This window comes from Pseudomonas tohonis (assembly GCF_012767755.2).
Taxonomy (GTDB): domain Bacteria; phylum Pseudomonadota; class Gammaproteobacteria; order Pseudomonadales; family Pseudomonadaceae; genus Metapseudomonas; species Metapseudomonas tohonis.
Map to the genome: position 1 here is coordinate 6076747 of NZ_AP023189.1, position 16594 is coordinate 6093340.

Consider the following 16594-nt stretch of genomic DNA (forward strand, 5'->3'; position numbering starts at 1 on the left):
GGCTCTTTCTTCCAGCTTCAAGCTCACGGCTTCAAGCTGTCTTGGGTAAACGTCGGTCCAGCAGCTGGTACAACGCCGAGTCGGCAGGCCAGTTGCGCAGGAAGCGGGCGCGATCACGGGCATAGGCCTTGGCGAAGCTGCGCTCGCTGCGGTGCTGCTGCACGGCGTCGAGATCGATGAGGCACCAGGCGCCGTCCTGCCAGAACAGGTTGTGTCCCTTGAGATCGCCATGGCTGATGCGCTCGCGGATCAACGCGGCGAACAAGCGGTCCAGCGCCTGCAGATCGGACTCTGCCGGCAGGCCATTGCCCTGCGGATCGACCTGGGCGTCTCGAAAACGGGCGATTATATCGTGCCCGGACAGATATTCGGTAATCAGGTAGGCACGGCCCCGGAGCCAGCACCAGCGGCGCTCGATCATTGCCAGCGGGCGCGGCGTGGCGATGCCGAGGAAGGCCAGGCGATTGCCCTCCTTCCAGCTGTGCCAGGCGCGGCTCGGGCGCCAGAAGCGCTTGAGCCAATGCAGCGGGCCCTTGATGTTGTAACGCTTGAGCAACACCGGCCGCCCATCGATTTCCACCTGCGCCACGGTGGCGGTGCCGCCGCCCTTGAGCAGGCGACCGGCGGCGATGGCCGCATCGGGATCGGCCAGCACCGGCGCCAGAGCATCCAGCGAATCACGCCGGGCGGCGCGCAAGCCGAAGGCCGAGCCGATCACGCTGAACAGGCTGCAATCGCGCCCGACCTTGCCGAGGAAGTCGCGCAGGCGCCAGCGGCGTACCCGGGCGATTTCCTTCTGCAGCATCTCCAGCGGCAGCGCGTGTTCGCCGTTGGCCAGCAGGTAATGCACCAGCAGTTCTTCGAGGAAGGGGTCGAGGCTCGCCGGCAACTGGGCGAAGAACACGCCGAGATTGGCCAGTACCTTGTCCCGCGCCAGACTCTGCCCGGGGGACTCGCCACGCACGCCGCCGCCATCGATCAGTCGCAGCGCACCCTGGTGGCGAAGGATGTTGTCCAGGTGCAGGTCTTCCTGGACCAGGCCCTTGCCGTGCAGTTGGCCGACCAGCGCCAGGGCCTCGCCCAGCACGGCCTGCTGGCCATCGGAGAGCGGCGCCTCGGCTTCCACCACGCGCCAGTCGTCCCACAGGCTGCGGGCACCCTCCAGGTAATCGAACAGCAGCCAGCCGCCCTGCCCCGCCTCGAAGCCCTGGGCCAGCAACGCCGGCGTCGGCAGCCCCTGCTCGGCGAGCAGCCGCGCACCGGCCAGTTCGCGCTGGTAGTGACGCTCCGCCTTGGCGCCCACCATCAGCTTGGCGAGCACGTCGCGCCCCTGCCAGCGGGCACGCCCGACATAGCGTTGCCCGGGCAGCACGCGGAACAGCTGGATGAGCTCCAGGCCGCCCTCGGCGTCCACGAGCAGCGGCAGGGTCGGCGCACGACCGGCGCCGGCGAGTTCAGCCAGCTTCAAGCGCGGCGCTCCTTGTTGCGACGGCGCGCACCGAGGCGCCGGACCCAGGTGTCGACATCGCTGCTGGAGTGCCCGGCGCCCAGGTAGGCCACCAGCAGCTCGCGCAGCTCGCTCTCGCCCCAGGGGTTGGCCCGGCGCACCAGCGGCTCGAGGTCCTTGACCCGGTCACGACGGCCCAGCAGCAGCGGCCGGGTCTTCTCCAGGTCGATCAGGCAGCTCTCGTAATGCCCGCCGATCTCGCGCAGGAAGATGTGCTTGGGGTAGAAGCAGCCATGCACCTGGCCGGCCGCATGCAGCCGGTGCGCAAGGGTGCCCACGGCGAGGATGATCGCCGCGCGCTGGTCCTCGCCCAGGGAGGGCCAGCGATCCAGCAACTCGGCCAGTTCGGTCCAGCCATCCAGTGCGCGGGTCAGCAGGATGGCCCGGCGCTCGCCGTGCACCTCCCGCTCGGCGAAGAACGCGGCGCGCAGGGCCGGCACGTCCAGCGCCTGGTAGCGCTGGATATTGCGGAACTCACGGGCGAAGGTGGGCTCGCCGAAGGGCCGCGCCAGGCTGCGGCTGAGGTAGTTGCTCTGCCGCTTGAGGTAGTAGGCGGCATCGCCCAGGTCGAGGCGGAACACGCTGCTCCAGCCTCCCCGGCCGGTGTTGGGGGCGTCCACGGCCTCGAGCTGCAGGTTCCACAGCGCCTCGAAACTGTCGAGACCATGGCGGGCCAGGATGTCCCGGTCGCTGGTGGCGATGAAGTCGCTCATTCGCGTCCCTCGAAGAAACCGATGATCTGCCTGATCCGCCGCTTGTCGCCGACGTTCAGGCGCTGGCGCCCGCGGTACTGCAGGTAGAAGCGCAGGCGCTGGGTGCGGCTCAGCTTGTACTTGGCGACCTTGTCCAGGCAGGCCAGGTCCTTGACGATGCGGCGCCGCAGGAAGGGGCCGAACCAGAAGGCGCCGGTGGGGCAGTCGATGAGGAACAGCTCGCCCTCGTCGTTGACCAGCAGGTTGCGCCACTTCAGGTCGTTGTGGGCGAAGTGGTGGTCGTGCATGGCGCGGGTGGCTCGGGCCAGCTGGCGGCTGACGCCATCGACCCAGGTCGCGTCATCCAGGCGAGCGTCGTCGCGCTGCGCCAGGGCCGCCATGTCGGAGGTGCGCTCCAGCTCGCGGGTGATCAGCGCGCCACGGTGGAAGCGGCCGAAGCGGCGCTCCAGGCCCCAGCCCACCACCGGAGCCGTGGGGATGCCCCACTTGCTGAAATTCTTGAGGTTCTGCCACTCGGCCTTGACCCGCGGCCGGCCGATCCAGCGGCGCAGGCCCTTGCCCGCGCCCCAGTAGCGCTTGACGTAGTAGCGGATGCCGGCGTGCTCGACCCGCAAAACCTCGGAGAGCGGGTCACCGGTGATCCAGTCCCCTTGCAGGGCGAACACCGCGTCGAGATCGGCGAACAGTCGGGCGACATCGGCGTCGAGCCCGGGCGCCAGTTTCCAGTTACTCAATCCGCTGCTCCTTCCACGTACTTGCGCTGGTAGCGCGCCAGCAGTCGTGCGGCCTTCTGCTCCATCCAGGCCAGCAGGCCGATCTCCTCACGCAGCACCTGGCGCAGGGGCTGCTGGAAGTAGACCCTGAGGAAGCGCAGCTTGTCGTGCCGGGTCAGGCCGATGTTCAGCGCGGAGAAGTACAGCGCCGCCAGGTCCTTGTCGCGCCAGCGGCGCGGCGTGCTCTCGCGCACCTGGGCGCGGTGCAGGTCGATCACCGAGAGACGGAAGTCCCCCGCCGTGACCGGTTTGTCGGTGTGCAGGAGGAAATGGCAGATGTAGCAGTCGCGGTGGTTGACCCCGGCGCGGTGCATCTCGCGCACCATGCGCGCCACCTCGTCGATCAGGGCGCGCTTGAGCGCCGGGGCTGGCGGGTTCTGCACCCAGTCGAGGCTGAAGTCCTCGAGACTGATGGTCGGCGCCAGCTCCTCGGTAATGATGAAGGAATGCTGCTGCGCGGGATTGCTGCCGCGCTCGCCGAAGGCCGCCGCGGTCATGGTCGGCACCCCGGCGCGCTGCAGGCGCTGGATGGCCGCCCACTCCAGGCCGGCGCCCAGCACCGGCGCCTTGGCAGTGACCAGGTTCTTGAAAATCTCGCCCCAACCGATGCCGCGGTGGATCTTCACGAAGTAGCCGCGCCCGTCGACCTCGGTGCGCAGGGTGCGCCGGGCCTCCAGCTCGCGGAACACCTCGCCCTGCAGCTTCTCCACCTCGGCGAACGGGTCACGCCCGGCCCAGAGGTCCTTGAAGGGTTGTTCCAGCATCAGCTTCATGGCCGTGCCTGCAGGATCACGTCGGCCGCGCGCTGCGGCATGCTGTAGAGGTCCGCCGTGTCGGCGAAGGCCAGGCCGTTGCGGGCCCATTCGGTGCGGGCGTTATCGTCGTCGAGCATTTCGGCCAGCATGCGGTTCAGCTGCTCCTGTTCGAAGGGGCTCGGCACCACGCGGCCTGCCCTGGCCTCGTCGATGTAGTGGGCGTAGCCGCAGACGTCGGTCACCAGCACCGGCAGCCCGGCGACCAGCGCCTCCAGCAGCACGGTCCCGGTGTTTTCGTTGTAGGCGGGGTGGATCAGCAGGTCGGCACCCAGCAGGAAGCGCGGGATGTCGCTGCGCCCCTTGAGGATCTCGACCTGGTCGGAAATGCCCAGCGCCTTCATCTGCAGGATGAAGGGCTTGGGGTCGTCCTGGCCGATGACGATCAGCCGCGTGCGCTTCTTCAGTGCCCTGGGCAGCGCGGCGAGTGCACGCAGGCTGCGGTCGAGGCCCTTGGTCTTGAAGCCGGAGCCGATCTGCACCAGCAGCAACTGGTCGTCCGCCAGCTTGAACTCGCGACGGAATTCGGCGCGGATCTCGGCGGCGTTGGCCGGCGCGCGGCGGTCGGGGGCGATGCCCGGCGGCAGCAGGTGGAAGCGCTCGGCCGGCGTGGCGTAGTGCTTCACGAACAACGGCTGCTGCACCTCGGAGATCATCAGCACCTCGGTCTTCGACTCGGGGGCGAACACCGCGCGCTCGTAGTCGGAGAAGTGCTTGTAGCGCCCCCACTTGCGATACAGGCCGTTGCGCAGGGTCTGCGCCTTGTCCTCGAAGCAGGGATCGGCGGCGTAGTAGACGTCCAGGCCCGGCATCTTGTTGAAGCCGACCACCCGGTCCACCGGGCGCCTGGCCAGGTCGGCCTCGACCCAGGCGGTGAATTTCTCGTTGCGCTTGTGGTTGAACAGCGCCTTGACCGGCGCGATCAGCACCTCGAAACCGTCCGGGATGTCGCCTTCCCAGATCATGGTGTAGACGCGGATGGCGTGCCCACGGCGCTGGCAGTCCTGGGCGATGCGCATGAAGTCACGCTGCAGGCCACCGAACGGGAAGTACTTGTAAAGCACGAATGCCAGTTGCATCAGTGTGTGTCCTCGGTCAGCAGCAGGGCCTCCAGCTGGGTGGCCACGCGCTGCGGGTTCAGCCGGGTGAAGCACAGGGGCTGCTCGCGCTTGAGGTCGAAGCGACGCTTGTCGTCCTCGGTCGGCTGGTAGGTGCAGGTCTTCTTCAGGCACGGCGCGCAAGGGAAGTCGCTGCCCAGGTGCACCTGCGAACGCCCATAGGCACCGGTGAAGCCGGGATTGGTCGGCCCGTAGAGCGACAGGGTCGGCACATCCAGCGCCGCCGCCAGGTGGCCCAGGCCGGTGTCCACCGCCACGCAGGCACGCGCGCCGGCCAGTACCTTGGCCATCCCCGCCAGGGACAATCTGGGGAGCACCGCGGCGTTTTCCAAGCCCTCGGCGATGCGCTCGGCGCGCGCCTTCTCATTCGGGTTGCCCCAGGGCAGGCGCAGATTCCAGCCGTGCTCGCAGACCCGCTCGGCGAGGTCGCGCCAGTAGGCTTCGGGCCAGTGCTTGGTATCCCAGGTGGTGCCATGGAGGAACAGCAGGTACGGCGCGCCACCCGGCGCATCGGCCAGTTGCGCGCGGTTGAGGCCGTAATCGCCGGTGGTCGCCGGCAGCGGGTAGTCCAGCGCCTTGGCGAACAGCTGGCGTACGCGCTCGACGGCGTGCTGCCCCCAGGCCACCGCGTGGGCCTGGTGGTAGAAGCGCGCGGCGACGGGCTCGCGGGCGGATTCGCGATCCAGCCCGGCCACTGGGGCCTTGGCGTAACGGGTCAGCCAGGCGCTCTTGAACAGCCCTTGTGCGTCGATCACCAGGTCGTAGCGGGTCTCGCGCAGGCGCGCCTTGAAGCGCTTCCACTCGCCACTGCGGATGGTCTGCACGATGTTCTTGCGCCAGCGGCGGATGGCCACCGGGATGACCTGGGCCACGGCCGGATGCCAGGCGGGGATCTCGGCGAACCCCTCCTCCACCACCCAGTCGAACTGGATGCCGGGAATGGCACGGGCGGCATCGGTGATCGCCGGCAGCGTATGGATCACGTCACCCAGGGATGAGGTCTTGACCAGCAAAACCCTCATTCAGCGACCTCGGCCGGGTCCGCCACCAGGCGCCCCAGGGCATCCATCACCGGGCGCGGCTTGAGCTGGCGCAGGCAGTTGTAATGGCCGAAGCGGCAGGTGCGATCGAAACAGGGGCTGCACTCCAGGCCCAGGCGCACCACTTCCACCTGCTCCGCCTGCGGCGGGGTGAACAGCGGCGAGGTGGAACCATAGACGGCCACCAGCGGACGGTTGAGCGCGGCGGCCACGTGCATCAGGCCGGAGTCGTTGGAGACCACGGCACCGGAGCAGGACATCAGGTCGATGGCTTCGGCCAGGCTGGTCTGCCCGGCGAGGTTGATCACCTCTTCGCGCAGGCCGGGGATCAGGCGCATGCGGATGTCTTCGCCGCCGGGGTGGTCGTTCTTCGAGCCGAACAGCCAGACCTGCCAGCCATCGCGCACCTTCAGTTCGGCGACCTTGGCGTAGTGCTCGGCCGGCCAGCGCTTGGCCTCGCCGAACTCGGCGCCGGGGCACAGGGCCAGGACGGGGCGATCGAGGCTCAGGCCGAACTTGGCCAATGCCGCGTCGCGGCTCGCCGGGTCGATCTCGAGGGTCGGCCGCGGGTAGGGCTGCGGCAAATCGGCACCGGGCTCGTAGGCCAGGGCCATGAAGCGCTCGATCATCAACGGGTAGCGGGACTTGTCCAGCTTGCGGATGTCGTTGAGCAGGCCATAGCGCAGCTCGCCCTTCCAGCCCGTGCGCTTGGGAATCCCGGCGAAGAAGGGCACCAGCGCCGACTTCAGCGAGTTGGGCAGGAGGATCGCCTGGTCATAGCGACCGGCGAGGGATTTGCCGATGCGGCGGCGCGTGGCCAGTTCCAGCGCGCCGTGGCCGAGCGGGAAGCTCAGGGCCTGGCGCACTTCGGGCATGCGCTCGAGGATGGGCCGGCTCCACTCGGGTGCCAGGACGTCGATCTGGCAGTCGCCATGGCGGGCTTTCAGGCACTGGAAGAGTGTCTGCGCCATCACCATGTCGCCCACCCAGGAGGGGCCAACGATCAGAATATTCATAAAGGCAGCTTCGGGGCCTCAAGCGACAAGCCGCAAGCGCCAAGCAGTACCCACTGCTTGCGGCTTGCGGCTTGCACTTTGCAGCCTTGTCTATTTATTTGACCAGGGTACGCCACTCGGCGCGCGCGGCGGTCTTGCCGGTCACCAGGTCGAAGTAGGCCTTCTGCAGCTTCTCGGTCACCGGGCCACGGCTGCCGATGCCGATCTTGCGGCCATCGACTTCGCGGATCGGGGTCACTTCGGCGGCGGTGCCGGTGAAGAAGGCCTCGTCGGCGATGTACACCTCGTCACGGGTGATGCGTTTCTCGACCAGCTTCAGGCCCTGTTCTTCGGCCAGGCGCAGCACGGTGTTGCGGGTGATGCCGTTGAGGCAGGCGGTCACCTCGGGGGTGTAGAGCACGCCGTCCTTGATGATGAAGATGTTCTCGCCGGAACCCTCGGCCACGTAGCCTTCCGGGTCCAGCATCAGGGCCTCGTCGGCGCCGCCGGAAATGGCTTCCTGCAGGGCCAGCATCGAGTTGATGTAGGCACCGTTGGACTTGGCGCGGGTCATGGAGATGTTCACATGGTGGCGGGTGAAGGAGCTGGTACGCACCTTGATGCCCTTCTGCAGCGCTTCCTCGCCCATGTACGCGCCCCAGTTCCAGGCGGCGACGATGACGTGGACCTTGAGGCCGGTGGCGCGCAGGCCCATGCCTTCGCTTCCGTAGAACACCATCGGGCGGATGTAGGCGCTTTCGAGGTTGTTCTCACGCACGGCGGCACGGGTGGCCTCGTTGATCTCGTCCTTGGACCACGGGATCTGCATGTTCATGATGTGAGCGGAGTCGAACAGGCGGTCGGTATGCGCCTGCAGGCGGAAGATCGCCGTGCCGTCGGGGGTGTTGTAGGCGCGCACGCCTTCGAACACGCCCATCCCGTAGTGCAGGGTGTGGGTGAGTACGTGAGTGGTCGCTTCGCGCCACGGCACCAGTTCGCCGTCATACCAGATCACGCCATCACGATCGGCCATCGACATATTTGCCAGCTCCTCAAAGGTTCGATTGATTCAGCACGGCGAGTTAGCAGGCTGTCAGCTCAAGCCCAACTCGCGCCAGATCCGCATCACGCCTTGGCGCTCCGCGTGGAACTGGTCACCACTCACTACGCCCGGCTGCTTCTGCAACGCCTGCCGGTGGGCGGCGGAGCGATAGGCCTTGTAGGCCTCCTGCAGCAGGCTGACCGCTTCACCGGACAGCAATCCGACCTGCTCGAGGCCATCGAGAATGCGGATGTTATCGGTGTAGCGCACCAGCTCAGGGTGCTGTCGCGACCAGGCAAGGGCCGCATATTGCACCATAAATTCGATATCGACGATACCGCCGGCGTCCTGCTTCAGATCGAAGGGAACGGTGCTTTCGAAGGCGTTCGCAGCGGTTCCCGCCGCAGTCTCGCGCGTTCCCAGGGTGGTACGCATCTTCGCCCGCATCTCGCTGACCTCCTGCTGCAGGGTGGCCAGCTCACGCTCGCGCCCCAGCACCGCCAGGCGAACCGAGTCGAACGCCGCGGCCACGCGCTTGCAGCCCACCAGCACGCGGGCGCGCACCAGCGCCTGGTGTTCCCAGGTCCAGGCCTCGTTCTCCTGGTAGCGCTGGAAGGCTCCCAGCGAGCTCACCAGCAGGCCGGACGCGCCGGAAGGGCGCAAGCGCATGTCCACTTCGTAGAGCGAGCCGGAGGTGGTCTGGGTGGTGAGCAGGTGGATGATGCGCTGGCCCAGGCGGGTGAAGAACTGCGCACCGTCGATGGGCTTGGCGCCGTCGGTCTCAGCCTGCGGGTCGCCGTCGTGGATGAACACCAGGTCCAGGTCGGAGCCATGGCCGAACTCGAGCCCGCCGACCTTGCCGTAGCCGACGATGATGAAGTCCGGGTCGCAGGCACTGCCGTCCGCGCGACGCGGCGCACCATGGCGGGCCACGGTGTGGCGCCAGGCCAGGGCCAGCACCTGGTCGAGAATGGCTTCGGCCAGCCAGGTCAGGTAGTCGCTGACCTTCATCAGCGGCAAGGTGCCGGCGATCTCGGAGGCCGCCACCCGCAGGCTGTGGGCCAGCTTGAAGTGACGCAGGGCCTCCATCTGCTGCTCGAGGTCGTCCTCGGGAATGCGGGTCAGCCGCTCACGCAGCTCGGCGGCGAGCTCGGGGGCCAGTGGCGGATGATAGAGGCGGCCTTCGTTGAGCAGCTCGTCCAGCAACAGCGGGTAGCGCGCGATCTGCTCGGCGATCCAGGGGCTGGCGGCGCAGAGGGTGATCAGGCGTTCCAGGGCACCGGGGTTCTCGCTGAGCAGCACCAGGTAGGCCGAGCGCCGGGCCACCTTCTCCACCAGCGGCAGCACGCGTTCCAGCACCAGGTCGGGCTTGCCGTGCTCGCTGGCCATGTTCAGCAGGCGCGGGATGAAGGCGTCCATGCGCTCGCGCCCGAGGCGCTGCATGGCGCGCAGCTGAGGGCCGTTGCGCAGGTCGACCAGGCGCTTGAGGGCGGCCAGCGGGTCGAGGAAGCCAGCCTCGCTCAATTGCCGGCAGGCACTCTCTTCGTCCAGGGCGTCTTCCCACAGCGGCAGCCACTCGCCGCCGACGCAAGCGTCCTGCGGGCCCGCCTCCTCGTCCTGGTCGGGATCGGCGATGACCTGGTGGAAATGCCACTCGATGCGACCGCGCCAGTACATCAGCCGCTCATGGAAGGCCGACCAGTCGCCGAAGCCCATGATGAAGGCGACGCGGGCGCGGTCCAGGTCGTTGTCCGGGAGCATCTGCGTCTGCCGGTCGGCGATGGCCTGCAAGGCGTGCTCGGTGTAGCGCAGGAAGGCATAGCCGTCGCGTAGCTCGGCCACCACCGCCGGCGGCAGGTAGCCCTGCCCTTCGAGCGTCGCCAGCACCTTGAGCAGCGGGCGCTGCTGCAGGCTCAGGTCGCGACCGCCGTGGATGAGCTGGAAGGCCTGGGCGATGAACTCCACCTCGCGGATGCCGCCGGAGCCGAGCTTGACGTTCTCGGTCATGCCCTTGCGGCGCACTTCCTGCTGGATCAGCTGCTTCATCGAACGCAGCGCCTCGATGGCCGAGAAGTCCAGGTAGCGGCGGTAGACGAAGGGTCGCAGCATTTTCAGCAACTGCGCGCCGGCCTGCTGGTCACCGCCGACCACCCGTGCCTTGATCATCGCATAGCGCTCCCAGTCGCGCCCCTGGTCTTGGTAGTACTGCTCCAGCGCATTGAAGCTGAGCACCAACGCGCCGGACGAGCCGTAGGGGCGCAGGCGCATGTCGACGCGGAAGGCGAAACCGTCGACGGTGATGGCGTCCAGCGCCTTGATCAGCTTCTGGCCGAGGCGGATGAAGAACTCCTGGTTATCCAGCGCACGCTTGGCGCCTTCGGTCTCGCCACCCTCGGGGTAGCCGAAGATCAGGTCGATGTCCGAGGACAGGTTCAGCTCATGGGCGCCCAGCTTGCCCATGCCCAGGATGACCAGGTGCTGCGGCTGCCCGGAGCGGCGCCCGGTGGGGGTGCCGAACTGCGCGCAGTGGCGGCTGTAGAGCCAGTGGTAGGCGCCATCGATGCAGGCGTCGGCGAGATCGGAGAGATCGCGGCAGGTTTCCGCGAGGTCCGCCTGGCGGGTCAGGTCGCGCCAGATGATGCGCAGTTGCTGGCGATTGCGAAAACGCCTCAGGTGGTGCGCCAGCTCGTCCTCACTCGCACAGGTGGAGATGATTGAATCCAAATCTGTACACAATTCACCATTTTTAAGTGTACATTCCAGCTCGCCCGATTCCGCCAGCTGCATGAGCATTGCCGGATCGCGCCGCGTCTGCTCGGCCACGAAATCACTGGCTGCGCACACCCGCAGGAACGCCTGCTTCCGTTCGTCGGGCCAGCCGTCGAATGCCGCACGCAGGGATTCCGGAAGGCCCTCCTGATCGGAGGTGAAGGCCTGGCGCGCACGGTCGGCGAGCGATTGCAGTTGCGGAGGGAGGGCGACAAGCGGGGGCAGGCTCATGGTCTATCCTGTGATCGGCGTACGCCGGGCCTGTGGTTGCTGGCCTCGCGCCGCCCATCTGTAGTTTTACTACGAAAGATTGTGTCCAGAGTGCTGAAACGGCCGTCGAAATGTAGTAAAACTACACAAGGCCGGTTCGACCCCCGGTAAATCCAAGAATTAGCAATCTGCCAGCCCATAAGGCTGTCAGTGAACATAGGCGTCCGATTCTGGAAGCCTTTCCGCCCTGGAGCAAGCCATGCAAGACCTCGATCCCGTCGAAACCCAGGAATGGCTGGACGCCCTGGAATCGGTTCTCGACAAAGAAGGCGAAGACCGCGCGCACTACCTGATGACCCGTATGGGTGAACTCGCTACCCGTAGCGGTTCGCAGCTTCCCTATGCCATCACCACGCCGTACCGCAACACGATCCCCGTCACCCACGAAGCACGCATGCCTGGCGACCTGTTCATGGAACGCCGCATTCGCTCGCTGGTACGCTGGAACGCGCTGGCAATGGTCATGCGCACCAACCTGAAGGACTCCGACCTGGGCGGTCACATCTCCAGCTTCGCGTCCTCGGCGACCCTCTACGACATCGGCTTCAACTACTTCTTCCAGGCCCCGACCGACGAACACGGCGGCGACCTGATCTACTTCCAGGGCCACGCCTCCCCCGGTGTCTACGCCCGCGCCTTTATGGAAGGCCGCATCACCGAAGAGCAGATGAACAACTTCCGCCAGGAAGTCGATGGCAACGGCCTGTCGTCCTACCCGCACCCCTGGCTGATGCCGGACTTCTGGCAGTTCCCCACCGTTTCCATGGGCCTCGGCCCGATCCAGGCGATCTACCAGGCACGCTTCATGAAGTACCTGGAAAGCCGCGGCTTCATCCCCGCCGGCAAGCAGAAGGTCTGGTGCTTCATGGGTGACGGCGAGTGCGACGAGCCCGAATCCCTCGGCGCCATCTCCCTGGCCGGCCGCGAGAAGCTCGACAACCTGATCTTCGTCATCAACTGCAACCTGCAGCGCCTCGACGGCCCGGTACGCGGCAACGGCAAGATCATCCAGGAACTCGAAGGCGTATTCCGTGGCGCCCAGTGGAACGTCAACAAGGTCATCTGGGGCCGCTTCTGGGACCCGCTGCTGGCCAAGGACGTCGACGGCATCCTGCAGCGCCGCATGGACGAAGTCATCGACGGCGAGTACCAGAACTACAAGGCCAAGGACGGCGCGTTCGTCCGCGAGCACTTCTTCAACACGCCCGAACTCAAGGCCATGGTCGCCGACCTGTCCGACGACGAGATCTGGAAGCTCAACCGTGGCGGCCACGACCCCTACAAGGTCTATGCGGCCTACCACCAGGCGGTCAACCACAAGGACCAGCCCACCGTCATCCTGGCCAAGACCATCAAGGGCTACGGCACCGGAGCGGGCGAGGCGAAGAACACCGCGCACAACACCAAGAAGGTCGACGTCGACAGCCTGAAGTCGTTCCGCGACCGCTTCGACATCCCGGTGAAGGACGACGAGCTGGAGAACCTGCCCTTCTTCAAACCCGAGGAAGGCAGCGCCGAAGCCCGTTACCTGAGCGAGCGCCGCGCCGCCCTGGGTGGCTTCGTGCCCCAGCGTCGCGCCAAGAGCTTCAGCATCCCCACCCCGCCGCTGGACACCCTCAAGGCCATCCTCGACGGCTCGGGCGACCGTGAGATCTCCACCACCATGGCCTTCGTGCGGATCCTCTCGCAGCTGGTCAAGGACAAGGAAATCGGCCAGCGCATCGTCCCCATCATCCCGGACGAAGCCCGCACCTTCGGCATGGAAGGCATGTTCCGCCAGCTGGGCATCTACTCCTCCGTCGGCCAGCTCTACGAGCCCGTCGACAAGGACCAGGTGATGTTCTACCGCGAGGACAAGAAGGGCCAGATCCTCGAGGAAGGCATCAACGAAGCGGGCGCCATGAGCTCCTTCATCGCCGCCGGCACTTCGTACTCCAGCCACAACCAGCCGATGCTGCCGTTCTACATCTTCTATTCGATGTTCGGCTTCCAGCGCATCGGCGACCTGGCCTGGGCCGCCGGTGACAGCCGTACCCGTGGCTTCCTGATCGGCGGCACCGCCGGTCGTACCACGCTCAACGGCGAAGGCCTGCAGCACGAGGACGGCCACAGCCACATGCTGGCCGGCACCATCCCCAACTGCCGCACCTTCGACCCCACCTATGGCTATGAGCTCGCGGTGATCATCCGCGAAGGCATGCGCCAGATGACCGAAGAGCAGCAGGACGTCTTCTACTACATCACCGTGATGAACGAGGCCTACACCCAGCCCGCCATGCCGGCCGGTGTCGAGGAAGACATCATCAAGGGCATGTACCTGCTCGAAGAGGACAAGAAGGAAGCCGCGCACCACGTGCAACTGCTGGGCTCGGGCACCATCCTGCGCGAAGTCCGCGAAGCGGCGAAGATCCTCCGCGACGAGTTCAACGTCGGCGCCGACGTCTGGAGCGTCACCAGCTTCAACGAACTGCGCCGCGACGGCCTGGCCATCGAGCGCCACAACCGCCTGCACCCGGGCCAGAAGCCCAAGTCGACCTACGTCGAGCAGTGCCTGAGCGGCCGCAAGGGCCCGGTCGTGGCCTCCACCGACTACATGAAGCTGTTCGCCGAACAGATTCGCCAGTGGGTGCCGAGCAAGGAATTCAAGGTCCTGGGAACCGACGGCTTCGGCCGCAGCGACAGCCGCAAGAAGCTGCGCCACTTCTTCGAAGTGGACCGCTACTGGGTCGTCCTGGCGGCGCTGGAAGCCCTCGCGGATCGTGGCGACATCGAACCGAAAGTGGTGGCCGAGGCCATCGCCAAGTTCGGCATCGACCCCGATAAGCGCAACCCCCTGGACTGCTGAGGAGACGCATTGTGAGTGAGTTGATCCGCGTACCCGATATCGGCGGCGAAGGCGAAGTGATCGAGATTCTGGTCAAGGTCGGCGACCGCGTCGAAGCCGACCAGAGCCTGGTCACCCTGGAATCCGACAAAGCCAGCATGGAAGTCCCCTCGCCCAAGGCCGGCGTGGTGAAGAGCCTGAAAGTGAAGATCGGCGACCGCCTCAAGGAAGGCGACGACCTGATCGAACTGGACGTCGAGGGAGCCGCCGCTGCGGCACCCGCGCCCCAGGCTCCGGCCGCCGCGCCCAAGGCGCAGGAGAAGCCCGCTGCCGCACCGGCACCGGCGGCCCCTGCCAGTGAAAGTGTCCAGGACGTGCACGTCCCGGACATCGGTTCCGACAGCAAGGCCAAGGTCATCGAGATACTGGTCAAGGCCGGCGACCGCGTCGAAGCCGACCAGAGCCTGATCACCCTGGAGTCCGACAAGGCCAGCATGGAGATCCCCTCGCCTGCCGCAGGCATCGTCGAGAGCGTCGTGGTCAAGCTGGATGCCGAAGTCGGCACCGGCGACCTGATCATCAAGCTGCGCACCGCAGGCGCCGCCCCGGCTGCCGCCATGGCCGCCGAAGCACCTGCCGCCGCACCGGCACCGGCCCCCGCTGCTGCGCCGGCCGCTCCGGCTGCCGAAGCGGTGCAGGACGTCCACGTCCCGGACATCGGCTCCGACAGCAAGGCCAAGGTGATCGAGATCCTGGTCAAGGCCGGCGATCGCGTCGAAGCCGACCAGAGCCTGATCACCCTGGAGTCCGACAAGGCCAGCATGGAGATCCCCTCGCCCGCCGCAGGCGTGGTCGAGAGCATCGTGGTCAAGCTGGATACCGAAGTCGGCACCGGCGACCTGATCCTCAAGCTGCGCACCGCTGGCGCCGCCCCGGCTGCCGCACCAGCACCCGCTGCGCAGGACAGCCAGCCGGTGCATCGCGTACCGGCCGGCGCCAGTCCGGCCGTGGCCGCCGAGGTCAACGCCATCGCCTCGCTGTCGGCCGCCGCCGCCGGCAGCCCCGGCGCACCGGCGCGCTCCGACGGCGCCAAGGTCCATGCCGGCCCGGCCGTGCGCCAGCTGGCCCGCGAGTTCGGCGTCGAGCTGAGCGCGGTCACCGCCACCGGCCCGCACGGCCGTGTGCTCAAGGAAGACGTGCAGGCCTACGTCAAGGCCGTGATGCAGAAGTCCAAGGACGCCCCGGCAGCCGCCGCGGCGGCCACTGGTGGCGCCGGCATCCCGCCGATCCCCACCGTCGACTTCAGCAAGTTCGGTGAGATCGAGGAAGTGGCGATGACCCGCCTGATGCAGGTCGGCGCTGCCAACCTGCACCGCAGCTGGCTCAACGTCCCGCACGTGACCCAGTTCGACTCCTCCGACATCACCGAGCTGGAAGCCTTCCGCGTCGCCCAGAAAGCCGTCGCCGAGAAAGCCGGCGTCAAGCTGACCGTGCTGCCGCTGCTGCTCAAGGCCTGCGCCTACCTGCTCAGGGAAATGCCGGACTTCAACAGCTCCCTCGCCCCCAGCGGCAAGGCGCTGATCCGCAAGAAGTACGTGCACATCGGCTTCGCCGTGGACACCCCGGACGGCCTGCTGGTCCCGGTGATCCGCAACGTCGACCAGAAGAGCCTGCTGCAACTGGCCGCCGAAGCCGCCGCCCTGGCCGAGAAGGCCCGGACCAAGAAACTCTCGGCGGACGACATGCAAGGCGCCTGCTTCACCATCTCCAGCCTCGGCCACATTGGCGGCACCGGCTTCACGCCGATCGTCAACGCGCCGGAAGTGGCGATCCTCGGCGTGTCCAAGGCCACCATCCAGCCGGTCTGGGACGGCAAGGCCTTCCAGCCGCGCCTGATGCTGCCGCTGTCGCTGTCCTACGACCACCGCGTGATCAATGGCGCCGCCGCCGCGCGCTTCACCAAGCGCCTGGGTGACGTGCTGGCGGATATCCGCACCATGCTGCTGTAAACCTTTGCTTCATCGCGAGCACGCCACGCTCGCACCTCGACCCCGCCCCCTTAGGCGGGGTTTTTTTTGCCCTGAATCCACCCACGGACTCGCCCGCTGGCGCCCACGCCCGGCCCTGCGGTGGCCCGCATCGCGTCGAAGGAAGGAGGAGGGAGAGGCGGTGCCCACCCGCGCCGGCGGGTGGGTCCGGTCGCAGCCGGGTCAGCCCTTCTGCAGGTTGCGGATCAGGAAGCTGAACGCCTTGGCCAACTGCCCGGCACCGTCCAGGTCGCGCACGATGGTCAGCATCGGCTCGCTGGAGCCTGGCACGTTGAGCACGCAGGCCTGGCCCTCGCGCGGGCAGGCATAGCTGATGCTCGGATCGACGCCGAACACCGGCAGCAGCCGGTTGCGCACCGCGACGCCGGTTCCCGTCGTGGCCCGGACCTCCTCGCGCAGCATCAGCTCGCCCGGCCGCGCCAGGCTCACCTGGTACTGCAGGTCACGCCGATCGCTGGAGCCGACCTGGTAGCCGGCGCTCAGGGCATAGGTCTTCAGCAGCGCATTGGTGTGCGCGAACAGGGCCTTGCGCTCGTCATCGGTCAGGTAGAGACGCTTGATCTCGGCCAGGTAGCGGGTCTGCTCAGCGCTGCTGAGAACCGGCTCCGAACCGGCCGCCGAGGCCGGTGATAAAAAAAACATACCGCACAGCATCAAAGCCCCACCAAGTTGTCTTGTCAGCC

General features: G+C 67.1%; 12 protein-coding genes. 2 read left to right on the forward strand and 10 right to left on the reverse strand.

Annotated elements, in window-relative coordinates; translation table 11 throughout:
• Positions 1–31: 31 nt before the first annotated feature.
• The 9 genes from HSX14_RS27885 to glnE form a co-directional block, all read right to left on the reverse strand.
• Entirely contained in the window at positions 32–1468 is a 1437-nt protein-coding gene (locus HSX14_RS27885) for a lipopolysaccharide kinase InaA family protein (protein ID WP_173171282.1), read from the reverse strand.
• The gene (locus tag HSX14_RS27890; RefSeq protein ID WP_173171280.1) at positions 1465–2220 is read right to left on the reverse strand and encodes a lipopolysaccharide kinase InaA family protein; all 756 of its coding nucleotides are present in this window, start codon (positions 2218–2220) and stop codon (positions 1465–1467) included. Before HSX14_RS27890 ends, HSX14_RS27885 begins: the two co-directional genes overlap by 4 nt.
• Positions 2217–2954 (reverse strand): lipopolysaccharide kinase InaA family protein, encoded by a 738-nt coding sequence (locus tag HSX14_RS27895; protein WP_173171277.1) that lies wholly within the window; start codon positions 2952–2954, stop codon positions 2217–2219. The genes HSX14_RS27890 and HSX14_RS27895 overlap by 4 nt, the downstream gene beginning before the upstream one ends.
• Positions 2951–3766, reverse strand: coding sequence for a lipopolysaccharide core heptose(I) kinase RfaP (rfaP, locus tag HSX14_RS27900; protein WP_173171275.1), 816 nt, complete (start codon positions 3764–3766; stop codon positions 2951–2953). Before rfaP ends, HSX14_RS27895 begins: the two co-directional genes overlap by 4 nt.
• Complete coding sequence (locus HSX14_RS27905; RefSeq protein ID WP_173171273.1) at positions 3763–4884, reverse strand: glycosyltransferase family 4 protein; 1122 nt, start codon at positions 4882–4884, stop codon at positions 3763–3765. The genes rfaP and HSX14_RS27905 overlap by 4 nt, the downstream gene beginning before the upstream one ends.
• Positions 4884–5945, reverse strand: coding sequence for a lipopolysaccharide heptosyltransferase I (gene waaC / locus HSX14_RS27910; protein WP_173171271.1), 1062 nt, complete (start codon positions 5943–5945; stop codon positions 4884–4886). Before waaC ends, HSX14_RS27905 begins: the two co-directional genes overlap by 1 nt.
• Positions 5942–6979: a lipopolysaccharide heptosyltransferase II gene (gene waaF / locus HSX14_RS27915; RefSeq protein WP_173171269.1), complete on the reverse strand. Its 1038-nt coding sequence runs from the start codon at positions 6977–6979 to the stop codon at positions 5942–5944. Before waaF ends, waaC begins: the two co-directional genes overlap by 4 nt.
• 94 nt (positions 6980–7073) lie before the next feature.
• Positions 7074–7997 carry a branched-chain-amino-acid transaminase gene (ilvE, locus tag HSX14_RS27920; protein WP_173171267.1) on the reverse strand — a complete coding sequence of 308 codons (924 nt, stop codon included), beginning with the start codon at positions 7995–7997 and terminating at the stop codon, positions 7074–7076.
• Positions 7998–8051: 54 nt separating this feature from the next.
• Positions 8052–11000: a bifunctional [glutamate--ammonia ligase]-adenylyl-L-tyrosine phosphorylase/[glutamate--ammonia-ligase] adenylyltransferase gene (gene glnE / locus HSX14_RS27925; protein ID WP_173171265.1), complete on the reverse strand. Its 2949-nt coding sequence runs from the start codon at positions 10998–11000 to the stop codon at positions 8052–8054.
• 238 nt (positions 11001–11238) lie between these two features.
• Between glnE and aceE the strand changes: the two genes are divergently transcribed.
• Both aceE and aceF read left to right on the forward strand, forming a co-directional pair.
• On the forward strand, positions 11239–13884 hold the full coding sequence (aceE, locus tag HSX14_RS27930; protein ID WP_173171263.1) for a pyruvate dehydrogenase (acetyl-transferring), homodimeric type: 2646 nt from the start codon (positions 11239–11241) through the stop codon (positions 13882–13884).
• 11 nt (positions 13885–13895) lie between these two features.
• Complete coding sequence (aceF, locus tag HSX14_RS27935) at positions 13896–15872, forward strand: dihydrolipoyllysine-residue acetyltransferase (RefSeq protein WP_173171261.1); 1977 nt, start codon at positions 13896–13898, stop codon at positions 15870–15872.
• Between the two features lie 201 nt (positions 15873–16073).
• On the opposite strand, the gene HSX14_RS27940 is transcribed toward aceF, so the two are convergent.
• Positions 16074–16553, reverse strand: a complete 480-nt coding sequence (locus HSX14_RS27940; protein WP_228723506.1) for a hypothetical protein — start codon at positions 16551–16553, stop codon at positions 16074–16076.
• Between the last annotated feature and the right edge of the window lie 41 nt (positions 16554–16594).

What these genes read in the sequence shown, in the direction of transcription:
- waaF (WP_173171269.1), bottom strand. Translation starts at nt 6,979, where the DNA reads ATGAATATTCTGATCGTTGGCCCCTCCTGGGTGGGCGACATGGTGATG.
- ilvE (WP_173171267.1), bottom strand. Translation starts at nt 7,997, where the DNA reads ATGTCGATGGCCGATCGTGATGGCGTGATCTGGTATGACGGCGAACTG.
- rfaP (WP_173171275.1), bottom strand. Translation starts at nt 3,766, where the DNA reads ATGAAGCTGATGCTGGAACAACCCTTCAAGGACCTCTGGGCCGGGCGT.
- aceE (WP_173171263.1), top strand. Translation starts at nt 11,239, where the DNA reads ATGCAAGACCTCGATCCCGTCGAAACCCAGGAATGGCTGGACGCCCTG.
- HSX14_RS27940 (WP_228723506.1), bottom strand. Translation starts at nt 16,553, where the DNA reads ATGTTTTTTTTATCACCGGCCTCGGCGGCCGGTTCGGAGCCGGTTCTC.
- waaC (WP_173171271.1), bottom strand. Translation starts at nt 5,945, where the DNA reads ATGAGGGTTTTGCTGGTCAAGACCTCATCCCTGGGTGACGTGATCCAT.
- HSX14_RS27890 (WP_173171280.1), bottom strand. Translation starts at nt 2,220, where the DNA reads ATGAGCGACTTCATCGCCACCAGCGACCGGGACATCCTGGCCCGCCAT.
- HSX14_RS27905 (WP_173171273.1), bottom strand. Translation starts at nt 4,884, where the DNA reads ATGCAACTGGCATTCGTGCTTTACAAGTACTTCCCGTTCGGTGGCCTG.
- glnE (WP_173171265.1), bottom strand. Translation starts at nt 11,000, where the DNA reads ATGAGCCTGCCCCCGCTTGTCGCCCTCCCTCCGCAACTGCAATCGCTC.